Below are 11,937 nucleotides of genomic sequence, written 5' to 3'. Positions count from 1 at the left end.
TAACAACATTTAGCTAACCAAAGGGGTCTAAAACATTGATCGGCTGCTATTTGTTTGCCTGGTTAATGGTTTAGACCCTCTTTATGTTTTTCTACCCATTCCTCAAAATAGAATTTTGTGTTGATTAAGTTTTTCCCGTATATATTTATGAATTTTACAGGGTTAAAATGCGGTCCGTTGACCAGGTAAACCCTTTGTTTTTTTCCGTTCATACGAAATGCTGTATCAAGCATTTGATATGTTAATAGGTCGCTGTCGGGCAGAGAATACCCGATGAAACAAATTTGTTCACTACGGATAAGCCTTATTAAGGCCGCATACCAAATATCCCTGATAGCAGGTAATTCGTAGGCTTTAAAAAGGGTCGGGGCCACCAAAAAATAATTTAACAGGCTTCCACAATCAAGGCAGTATTGGTCTTTTGCATTAATGTGCATGAAACGAAAAATAGTTTTACATTGTGGGCAAAATTTGAGATTTATACTGCCATGCAATTTTAACAAGGCCCGCGATGGTCTGGCTTCTCTATGGACTGAAACTGGATGATCACTTAAATCAAGGTGTAGGTCAATTGTTTCGCCAAGGTCCGCCAAAGCTTGTTCCAGGACCAGGTCATAATTAAAAGACAAAAAATCGGCATTGCCGGCCAAATCATGCACAAAAAGACGATATAAATCCTGGTTTAAACCTGTATTATCGGGGTGCAGTATCCCTACCATCTCTTGCAAAAGGCGGTTTTCACATTGGTCAATCAAATTGTAATCTATATTGGGATATGGCCGGTAATAACGGATAAGATCCAGCCGGCTTATTACTTCTTGAAAGGAGACTTTGGCAGGCCAATCAGCCGTATCAGGATAGAGAACCTCAGTCAGAATTTTCGCCAATGGCTTGTTTTTTGGCTGGGAAAATATTCTCGGCAGTATTTCTGTCTCTCTGGGAGCACCACTTGCTGCGGAAAAACCTGCCCCTACGACATAAAGGTCGAACATTGCTCAATACCTCCGGCAAAGATTAGGATAAAGTATTTAAACAAATTTTATACTAAAAGAGTGGTTTTGATAGAAAATTTTGTTCATATGTGGTTGAAAAGGGGCTGTTTTTGGGGAAACTTGACCCCAAAATATGTCAATGATATACTGAGGTTGGCGTGAGTCAAACAATAAAAGGCAGTTGTCCTAAAATGAGGTTGTCAGGACCAAGCAGGAAGAATTACAGTTTATGTCGAATGTTTTCATATTGGAAAGGTGACCAAAATGCAGAAAGAAATTAATATAGAAGAAGCATTAAAACTGCCCAATGTACAGTTTGTTGACGTGAGGTCTCCGCAGGAATACGCCGAAGCATGCATTCCGGGCGCTATTAATATACCTGTTTTTAATGACCGGGAAAGAGAAATAATCGGTACCATATATAAGCAACAATCGCCTGAAAAGGCCAAGATAGAAGCTCTGCGTCTTGTCAGCCCCAAGTTGACTGATATTGTTGAACGATGTCAGGACATGGCCAGGGACAGCAACCTAGTACTATATTGCTGGCGAGGTGGCATGAGGAGTAAATCTATTGCTACTGTGCTGGACATTATGGGTATTCCGGCCTTGCGTTTGACGGGAGGTTTTAAGGCTTACAGGAGGTATGTGAACAGCTACCTGGCCCGGGAACTGAAGCATAAGGTAGCTGTCCTCCATGGTTTAACGGGTGTTGGGAAGACAGATGTCATTAATATTCTACGCCAAATGAGTGTGCCGGCTATCGATTTGGAAGGTTTGGCCAATAACCGGGGTTCTGTTTTTGGCAACGTTGGTATGGAACCCCAGCCTTCGCAAAAGATGTTTGAAGGAATGCTTGTTGATGAGCTAAAAAGGTTTGAACCTCTGGGATATATTGTAGTAGAAGGGGAAAGCAGGCGGATTGGCCGGATAATTTTGCCGGAAGTATTGTTTAAGGCTATGAATGAGGGAATAAACATATTATTATACTGTCCTCTAGAATGCCGAGTTGAGAGGATTAAGCGCATTTATACCGAAGGTCCGAACCAAAATATTGAATCATTAACTGGCTCGCTGCAGTCTTTAACAAAAAGGCTCGGCAAAAATAAAGTTGCTGAATTAACCAGGCTGATTGAAAACAAACAATTTCACGATGTTATAACGACTTTGCTGGTGGATTATTATGACCCGTTATACAGGTATCCTGAAAAACCTGATGATAACTTTGATTTAAGTATTGACAGCAGTGATCCTGTACAGGCGGCCAAAAAAATCAAAAAATTCCTGGCGGTCCAAAAATTAGGCGGGAGGTGATCGAACTTGGCAAATACCGGAGAGATGCTTAGAGAGGCCAGGGAACGAAAAGGTGTCAGCCTTGAAGAGGCAGAAGAGGAAACCAAAGTTCGAGCCAGGTATCTGGCTGCTTTGGAAAACGAAGAATATGACGTGATACCGGGAAAAGCATACGTGAAAGGATTTTTAAAAATTTATGCTAATTACCTTGGTTTAAATCCGGATGAGGTTATTTTGCAATACAAGTCTTCCCAAATTGCTTTATCCGACCAGGTGGTACCGAAGCAGCCACCTCAACGAAAAAAATATAAAAGAACGGGTAACTATGTAAAAAAGAGAACAGCTCCGAAGTGGAAGACCTATACTGTCACAGCTTTTTTAGCTATGGCCGCTATTGTTACTCTGGTGGTATTTAACGGCCAGTGGAGTAAACAGCGTGTGGGAGGAGAAAATAATTCGGCCCTGCAGGAAAATAACATTAATTTGAGCAATGACCAGGGGAAAAACGCTTCTCCCCAAAAACCGGGTGAAAAAAGCGCTACACCGCAACCTAACCATGCCGCTAACAATACGCCGGCCGGCAATCCGGGCAACAACAACCAGATACAGAAGAACTACCCCCAGGTAAGTCAAAATCAGCCGAACAAAAACAATAACGGACAAGCTACCGACGGAGTGAATGTTGTTCTTAAAACAAAAGACCAGAATTGCTGGGTAAAGGTTGTTATTGACGGACAGACGGCTTATACAGGAACATTGATGCCGGGGCAAATAAAATCCTTTGACGGAAAAGAAGAAATTCGTCTGGTATTAGGTAATGCCGGCGCTGTGGAAGTGATATATAATGGTCAGAACCTTGGTACCCTTGGGCCAATCGGTCAAGTTGTCAAAGATAAATTCCCCAGAAGTATGTAAAATATTATGGGATCCCTTACCAGGGATTCTTTTTTGTATATGGTAAACAATAACAAAAAATTTGCGAAAAGTTAAAATATCTGTAATCCTTTTGTAATGGTAAAAAAATGGTTTCAATGGTACAATAAACATAACGAAAAGTGATTATGTATACTTATAAATTTTTATATTCGTGAGTGAGTTGCCGGCAACATAAAAGATACTGCAATTAATTAAAATGTAGAAAACAGAAGCAAATATAACAGTATTTGTAAGGAATGCATTGGGCAGCACCTGATGCTCCCCGGGGCAACGCATCTGTTATTGTTATTAAGTAGGCTAAGGCTTGGGATAACCCGGTTCTTAGCATATTATTTTTTGGGGCTAAAAATTTATGGAGTGACACTTATGAGCAGGCTAAGGGAGGTACTGGATGCCAAGATTACAGTTAACCTTGATGCTGAAATAGATAGACATAAAGCGCTTATCTCACTGGTACTTATAACTTTGCTGTTATTTTTCGTGGGTTACGGGTTTTTACGTTATTTGTCCGGAGCACAGGACAGCTATTATAAAGAACGGGTGGAAGAACTAAGATTAAAACTGCAGTTTCACCCCGATGATCGGATATCGGCGCTGGAACTGGCTCTAAACTTATACTTGAGTGGAAATGAGGGAAAAGGCATCAATCTGGCCCAAAAAATTTATAAAGAGCAACCTGATGACCCCAATGCCATGTTTTACCTTGGTGTTATGTTGTCTGACAAGGGGGCTTATGCAGAATCGACAAAGTTGCTGGAAAAACTGAGTTATAAGTTTTCCGGATTCGAACCGGCTCGGGTGAACTACTTTTTAGGTATAAATTATTTACAGCTAAAAAACTATAAAGCGGCTGAACGGCGTTTGCAAAAATCTGTAAGTATTGATGGGAGTTATCCGGTTGCTTACTATAATTTGGGTTTGGCTCGTGAAAAACTGGGTAAAGTGCAACAGGCTTTGGATGCCTACCATAAAGCTCTAAAGTTAAATGGAAATTACCCTGAGGCAAAGGAAGCAATAGATCGTTTAACCAATTGAGATGCAGTACAGATTCAGGTGATTAATTTGTCTGAACGAAAAAAAGTTACAATTAACTTAAGAACTTATCTGGCTTTATTGACTGTTATAGTGATTATTACTGCCGCGCTTTTTACATATCTCTTTTATAATCGCCGTAGTACCCTGCCTGCAATTTCTGTAGGACCAATACCCGGCAATTTTAATTTTGTCTATAACATCTATGGTTCAAAGGACAGAAAACTGCTTCGCCCTATGAGTGCGTTTTTTGAGCATAACTCCAAAAAGATATATGTTGCCAATACTGAGGGTCATTCCATAGATGTGTTTGATAATAAGGGAAAATACCTGTATTCATTTGGCGGTTTTGGTAGCATGCCGGGGAAGCTTTCGTATCCTTACGGTGTTGCCAGGCTTTCCGACGGCAACATTGTGGTAACAGAGGCGGGAAACCGCCGGGTGCAGAAGTTTTCGCCCCAAGGGGACTTTTTGGGTTTTATTGTACCGACTGATAATGCTGTGGGGCTGGATAAGCCTGGACCAGTGCGTGTTGATGCAAGGGGTAATATTTATATAGGTGATTTATCGGGCAACAAAGTTATTGTTTTAGATGCGACGGGAAAGCTGATCAGGACAGTTGGGAATGTACAATACCCCCATGGAATAGCTCTTGATGAGAAGAATAACCGATTATATGTAGCCAGCGCCGGGACCGGAAATATAAAGGTATTTCCATTAACCGAGAACAAAAAAGAAGATAACAATGCGCCTGAATTTTCCGGATTGGGTTTAGTCAGGGGGATAGATGTGGACGAGCACGGAAACCTTTATGTGGTAGACAGTATTGCAGGTATGGTGAGGACCTTTGATTTTAACGGCAAACCAGGGTTGTCATTTGGGGGGAGCGGTAATGACGATGGCAGTATGTTGTACCCTAACGGAATAGATGTCGGTGAAGACGGCAGAGTATATGTTGCTGATTGGGGGAACAACAGGATTGTTGTTTGGGGTAATTAAATCTAAAGTGGGTCGGTATTATGCTTGGGAGCACGGAGCAAAACGTAAATTTAAGCAAAACTCCAGTAAAAGGGATAAAAATAGACTTGCTGAAGGCAGTTCTATCGGTTGCCGGATTGCTCTTTGGAATTTTTGGCATGATTGGCCTGAGTATACACAGTGCAGATGCTGGTGCAGATTCGCCGGAGGCCTATGTGCGATATGAAAACAATGGTTCTTTTGTGGCTATTACCGTCTACTGGGATGATACGGGCGGTGGGTCCTCAATTTCATGGGCGAACGATGTGACTGTCAGCGGGACGGCCCTGAACTGGCAGACCGGACTGACATTAAGGGGACAGGGGACAGCCGCTGCCTCTGCCACGCTTAGTAACGGGGAAAAGTATAAGAACTATTATTTTAAATTAACTAAAGGTGGCAAGTCTTCCATCATCCGGGCTTTTCCCGTTGATTTCGATGCAAGCGCCGGCCCCCGTTACCAAAATGATTATGCGCACGGGAATTATCAACCTGGAACGGCCATGTGCGCAGCCTGCCATGTCACTCACGCCGGGTTAAAGGCATATCTGTTAACACAAGCCACCTATTATGAACTTTGCCTTTTCTGTCACGGCACGGCAGCCACACAAAGCAAATATGATGTGCAGTCAGGAAAGGTAAAAACTGCAGACGGTTGGAAAGATTCTTTGGCCGGGCCCATCGGAACCGATTATGGCACATCCAAGCATAATGTCGATGACCGGTCCAATGTAGACACGACCGTGTACGGCAGTGCGCCCGGAAAAATCCTGACTTTTACATGCCTATCATGTCATAAAGCACATGGCGGTACAAATGATAATTATCGCTTGCTGCGCGATGTCATCTACCCATCCAACGATAAGTTTATAGCTACTACTGTCAGTTATACGGCATATGCTGTAGTGAAGGATCAGACTGTCGGAGAAGAGGTTTATATGGTGTCGGGGAATACGGAATTTTGTACTGCCTGCCACCTGGATTATGATGACGGCAATGCAAAAGAGCGGGGCGGAACTTATTCCATGTATTACCGGCACCCGGTGACGGTTGACAGTAAAGTTTACAGTGTTTACAGTACCTCCCCCCCAAAAAACCTTTATCCTAAACCGGGGGATAAACTTCCCCTGCAAGCCAGTGCCTCCAGCGAGAGCATTGGCGCAGATAAACGAACTGCAGTAGTTTGCAGTACCTGCCATTATGCACACGGTACATACAAACAGTTCAACGTGGGTTATCCCAGACCGGGCAGCACAAGGGAATGGGTGACCAATCAGAAAATGCTGCGATTGGATAATTATGCGGTTTGTGAATCCTGCCACAAAAAATAGGCGTTGTGGAATTTTCACTCTTTGCCGGGCTGAAAAGAAAATGGAGGAGAGAACGGGTTGCAGCAGGGCAGGTGATAAAGATGAAGGTCAAACATTTGTTGCTTATAATACTGGTATTATTGATTGTTGCGTTTTTGGGCTTTGCTTACCTGTTTTACAGGGAGCAGCAGGATAACCTGAAGTTTCAGTCGGTGGCTGTAAACCAGGAGAATAAAATAATCTATTATGGCCCACAGGAGGACCCCTTTTCGTGGCCGGTGGGAATCGCAGTTCATAAAGGCCAAATTTATATAGCCGATGCTAACCGGCACAGGATCAGGATTTTTACACCTGAGTGGCGTCTGGTCAAAAATATCGGACATTATGGAAAGAAAAAAGGGGAACTGGGCTATCCCGTAGGGATTGCTGTAAATTCTGAAGGAGAAATATTTGTATCAGAAGTTGTTAATAACCGAATTCAGGTATTTTCACCGGAGGGCGCTTTCAAATCATTTTTCCCGCAAAGGAAAGTAGATATCAAGAGCCCAACGGCTATTGCTATAGATAAGAGTGATAATGTGCTGGTCTTTGACCGGGGAGATCACTTTATCAAGGTCTTCGACCGGACCGGAAAACTGCTTTTCAAATTCGGCGGCCCGGGCAGCAGTCCGGGTCAACTTAAGTTTGCCATGGGGATTGCTGTTTTGCCCAATGGGAATATTTGCGTTTCGGATTCCGGTAACCGGCGCATACAATTTTTTGACAAGCAAGGCAAGTTCCTGGCTCAGTTCGCAGGTGGAACGGATGGCCTTAACGGGTTTGCCTTACCAAGGGGCATAGCCGCCATAAATAATGAAAAGGTAGCGGTTGTAGATGCCCTTGCACGGCGTGTATTAGAAATAAGCCGTAAAAAAGATGCCTGGGAATCAAAAATTTTAGGAAAGGACTTTGTAGTACCTGATGGGGCGTTTTATGCCGATGGCAGATTATATGTTGCCGACCGCGGCGATAACAGTGTTGCTGTAATTGGGAGAGTCAGATAGACTGGCAAGGCGGGATACTTATGAGAATAACGGTAACGACAACCGGGAAAAAATTAAACTACCGCAAGTTTGGCAAGCGTATTGGATTATTGGCCTTAGTTATCGTCACTGCCGTTGCTGCCTTTTTCTATTTCAACAGCAGCACCGTAGCTGTAACATCGAAGCCAACAGTATATATTGTAGATGTAGATTACGCTGCTAATTCTTCCGGCGACCGTATGAGAAGCTACCTTACCAGTCAGGGATATACTGTTAACTGGGTGAATGCAACTACTACTTTACCTTCTCATGCAGAGGCTAATGGCTATGATGTTATTATCTTTAGCACAGGCGATTTAGGTACAACTAGTTTGAACGATACAGATTTGCAGTGGGTTTATGACCAGTTGAACGACCCGGCCAACAATCACAGGGTTATTGTGGAGGGTGATGCTCTGCCCTCGGAAATAAATGGCAGTGCTAACGCCGCAACATTTCGTGCCGGTATTTTACATGCTACTGCCATTGGATCACTTCAGACCAATTCAACCTATACTTTTAACAGACTGAACAGTACTCATTATGTGGTTTCAGGCGGCGGTGCCGGAGGCACGGGAATTAACATTTCTGGTACCAACCCAACTTATTCTAATTTTACAACTAATGATTTCAGACCTATTACGGAAGATGCTAACAGTACACCCCTTTACAAATATTCTACAACCACAACGCAGCCATATACCGTTCTGTCCGCCTGGGAGGGAACCAACAGGGCTTCAAGGTCTGTTGTCATGAGCTTTCTTTGGTATAACGGCACCCAGGGAATCACCACCCAGTCATGGCGTGAAGGTTTGCTCAAAAATTCCGTGGACTGGGTCGGCGAGTTTATGGAGGCGTCTTTTACATCGATGGCGCCTGCGAATGTCAACCCCGGTACAACGGGGGTACAAATGGGTCGCTTGTTTTTACAGAACAATATTAGCGGGGAAAACACGACCCTGACAGGTTTCAGCGTGCAGCAGACGGGAACGGCGACCAAAGACAGCAATATAACTACCGTGAAAATATACGCTGACGCCAATAATGATGGAACTATTGATACCCCGTCCACTCCTTTGGCAACGGCCAATTTTTCCGGTGGTACTGCTACCTTCAGCGGCCTTAATTTTACCGTGGATTCAACAGGGAAATCTATAATCATAACCTATGATGTGGCTGCTGGGGCCGAACAGACCAAGAGTCTGCGGTTAAAGGTACTTACCAATACATTTACAAACCAGGAAGGATCTTTGATCAAGACAATAGGTACCTTTGAATCCAATGCCACCCTTATCAACGATATTACTCCTCCTTCCGTACCCCAGGGAGTCTATACTACCAATCTGGGAACGGGAACCGGTCTAAAAATCAGTTGGAGCCCCAATACTGAACCAGACCTGTCCGGCTATAAGATTTATAGAGACACTTCCCCTACAGGAAGTTTCAATACCCTGGTGGGGAGCGTACCTGCCGGGACTACAAATATTACCGATAGTGGGCTTACGGAGTTTACCCGTTATTATTATAAAGTTACTGCTTATGATACCAGCAGCAACGAATCTGATAAAGCCAGTTCCACGGCTGTAGTCGGTATACCGAACAGACCGCCGGCTACTCCGGCGGGTTTAAATGTAACAGATCCTGCCGTTGGCCGGACCCTGATAGTTTCCTGGAGCGCTGTTACGGACGAACCGCTTGATCCTTTCAACGGCAATACTCCGGATTTAGCGGGATATAACCTTTATGTTGCCGGCGATCCGGCCGGGCCTTACGGAAAAGTTAATGCTACTCCGATTACTGATACTACATACACCCATATAGGTTTAAAGGATGGAAACACCTATTATTATAAGGTAGCTGCCGTGGACCGATATGGGGCGGAGTCTGTTTTATCGGCAGCAGTTAGCGGTACCCCATCGGATAGCACACCGCCGCAGATAACAAGTGTATATCCGGCGGAAGGCCAGGATTTGGTGCCGCGGAACATAATTGTTAAAGTAACTTTTGATGATCCCCTGGACCCGGCTTCAGTCAATTCGGCAGTTTTAAGGATTGTCGATCAAAATAACCTGCCCGTTCCGGGCACAGTTTCTTATGATGCCATTAACGGGCAGATTAGGTTTACTTTTGATTCCGTACTTCCGGCAGCCGGTTCATTCAAGGCAATTCTTGACGGAACTGCGCCTGACGGAGTTAAAAATGCCGCCGGTCTGTATCTTGGTTTTGATAAGGAATGGACATTTGGCACTTTAATTAACCCGCATGCTAATTTTACAACAAATACAACATTGTGCGGTTATTGTCATTCGGCCCATTCAGCGACAGGCGTAAATATTATCCGGGCGCCGAAGATTATTGATTTGTGCCTTTTATGCCACGATGGTACGGGTAGCAGTTACGATGTTAAAGCAGGCATCTATTTTAACGGGGATGTACCAACTCCTTTGTTATCGGGCGGGTATGACCTGGCTATGGGCAGCACATCTACCCACTTTACCGATTTGGCCAACTCCGTATTCGGCGGTTCGCCTGACCCGATGACCGTTGACTGCAACAACTGCCATGAACCGCACGGTACATCTAATTACCGCAACTTACGGACGACCGTGAACGGCCGGCAGGTTACCGTTACCGGTGTTGTTTACGGTCCGGCTTATGCCGTCAAAACAACTTCCGGTCGGGAAGTGGCCACTTACGTGTATGGCTTTAACGATTTTTGCGGCGCCTGTCACTTTGATTACCTTGTCTACAACTCAGAAAATACAGCCGACAAGGTAATCAACTGGCGCCACAGGGTAGGCGTAGGTATGACAGGCGGATCGCCGGGAGGGGATTTTGTGGTCAGTTACCCGGCGCCGGGGCTTTATACCACGTTGCCTACCGAAGGCGCGCCTACAGGAGCGAATTTGACCAATTATGAAATTTTAGACGGCGGGTCCCTGGGACCGGCTACCTATAATTATATTGTGACAGCCAGGAATGCAGTCGGGGAATCGGTTTACGGCAGCATATTACAAGTAACAAACGGTGCAGCCGGGCAAAAAATCAAGATTTTCTGGGAGCCGATTACCAATGCATACAAATACAGAATATACCGGTATGTTGGGCCATTAGACGTGAAAAAAGCTGATGTCAGCAAGTTTAGCTTCCTGGCCGAAGTAGGGGATACCCCCACCAGTTTCGTTGATGATGGCAGTTATACACCCGATGTGGCCGTACATCCGCCTACTACCTCCAATGCAAAAATAAACTGCCTTACCTGTCATTACTCCCATGGAACAACGGCTGTAGCAGACGGACCTACCCGGTTAAGGAGGCTGGATTACAATGGAGTCTGTGAGGATTGCCATAAAAAATAAGGCATATATGACAAGAAATTTCCTGTTTATCCTGACTGTCATGTTGCTGTCATTTCTTTTTACTATTGCTTACTGGGCTTATTCCAGCCATATCGCCAGGGGAGCGCGGCTAACCACGGCCAAGGTGGTAAGCACCTCGGGCAAATATCGCCTGAACCAGCCGATGGGGATAACGGTAGACAAGGAGGGCAGGATATTTGTCGCCGATAGCGGCAACAACCGGGTTGTTGTATATAAGTTGGGGAGCTGGTTCAAAAAGATAATCGGTGGCCCTGACGGGAAAATGAAAACCCCGACTTCTGTGGCTTTATATAAAAACAGGCTTTATGTGGGAAGTTACGGGACCGGTGAAATACAGGTATACGACAAATCCGGCGAGTTGAAAGATTCTCTGCCGCACCAAAAAGATAGATTGAACCTGCCCGATATCAGAACGCTGGCCTTGACCGTTGATTCGCAGGGCAACCTTTATGCCAGTGATGCCAAGAGACAGCAAATCGCTGTTTTCGACCAGGAAGGGAATTTAAAGCTGATTTTTGGCAGACCCGGCTATTTTCCCGGAGAGCTGAGCTATGTTAACGGCCTGGCAGTGGATGAAGAAAACCGGCGCATTATAGCCTTGGATTCTAATAATTTACGATTGCTGTATTTTAATTTTGAAGGTAAGTTTCTTGATTACCTGCAACTGGACAAGATTGCGAAAGAGTTGTTCGTCGCGCCCAGGGGCTTAGCTTATGACCCCGAAAAAAAAGCGATTTACATAGCTGATACCCTGTCCGATAATGTGGTTATTTTGAGCGAGCAGGGGAAGATTTTGGATAAATCAGGGAAAATAGGCTTGTCCTATCCTCATGGTCTTTTCCTGGGGCCGGATAAGTTTCTTTATATTACCAATAGGGAAAACTCTGATATTTACTTGCTAAATTCATAGTAAAGGAGG

At 44.5% G+C, this 11,937-nt stretch carries 9 protein-coding genes; 8 read left to right on the top strand and 1 reads right to left on the bottom strand.

From position 1 onward, the window contains the following. Positions 1–62: 62 nt before the first annotated feature. Entirely contained in the window at positions 63–992 is a 930-nt protein-coding gene (locus ACSNJE_RS03465) for an SIR2 family protein (RefSeq protein WP_495252003.1), read from the bottom strand. A 264-nt stretch (positions 993–1,256) separates the two neighbouring features. Between ACSNJE_RS03465 and mnmH the strand changes: the two genes are divergently transcribed. The 8 genes from mnmH to ACSNJE_RS03425 all read left to right on the top strand — a co-directional run bounded on the left by mnmH (position 1,257) and on the right by ACSNJE_RS03425 (position 11,928). After that, the gene (gene mnmH, locus ACSNJE_RS03460) at positions 1,257–2,303 is read left to right on the top strand and encodes a tRNA 2-selenouridine(34) synthase MnmH (protein ID WP_474773154.1); all 1,047 of its coding nucleotides are present in this window, start codon (positions 1,257–1,259) and stop codon (positions 2,301–2,303) included. Between the two features lie 6 nt (positions 2,304–2,309). After that, positions 2,310–3,197, top strand: a complete 888-nt coding sequence (locus tag ACSNJE_RS03455; RefSeq protein WP_495252002.1) for a helix-turn-helix domain-containing protein — start codon at positions 2,310–2,312, stop codon at positions 3,195–3,197. A gap of 387 nt (positions 3,198–3,584) precedes the next feature. Beyond that, on the top strand, positions 3,585–4,253 hold the full coding sequence (locus tag ACSNJE_RS03450) for a tetratricopeptide repeat protein (protein ID WP_495252001.1): 669 nt from the start codon (positions 3,585–3,587) through the stop codon (positions 4,251–4,253). 27 nt (positions 4,254–4,280) lie between these two features. Then, on the top strand, positions 4,281–5,249 hold the full coding sequence (locus ACSNJE_RS03445) for an SMP-30/gluconolactonase/LRE family protein (protein ID WP_495252000.1): 969 nt from the start codon (positions 4,281–4,283) through the stop codon (positions 5,247–5,249). Between the two features lie 20 nt (positions 5,250–5,269). Beyond that, positions 5,270–6,598 (top strand): cytochrome c3 family protein, encoded by a 1,329-nt coding sequence (locus tag ACSNJE_RS03440; protein WP_495251999.1) that lies wholly within the window; start codon positions 5,270–5,272, stop codon positions 6,596–6,598. 80 nt (positions 6,599–6,678) lie between these two features. Beyond that, on the top strand, positions 6,679–7,620 hold the full coding sequence (locus tag ACSNJE_RS03435) for an NHL repeat-containing protein (RefSeq protein ID WP_052218180.1): 942 nt from the start codon (positions 6,679–6,681) through the stop codon (positions 7,618–7,620). Positions 7,621–7,640: 20 nt separating this feature from the next. Then, positions 7,641–10,997: an Ig-like domain-containing protein gene (locus ACSNJE_RS03430; protein WP_495251998.1), complete on the top strand. Its 3,357-nt coding sequence runs from the start codon at positions 7,641–7,643 to the stop codon at positions 10,995–10,997. Next, positions 10,966–11,928 (top strand): 6-bladed beta-propeller, encoded by a 963-nt coding sequence (locus tag ACSNJE_RS03425; RefSeq protein ID WP_495251997.1) that lies wholly within the window; start codon positions 10,966–10,968, stop codon positions 11,926–11,928. Before ACSNJE_RS03430 ends, ACSNJE_RS03425 begins: the two co-directional genes overlap by 32 nt. Positions 11,929–11,937: the final 9 nt, after the last annotated feature.

The sequence above is a fragment of the Thermincola sp. GK-1 genome (assembly GCF_059412445.1).
Note: the sequence above shows the minus strand (reverse complement) of the source record. Positions and strands in the feature narration are given on the sequence as shown.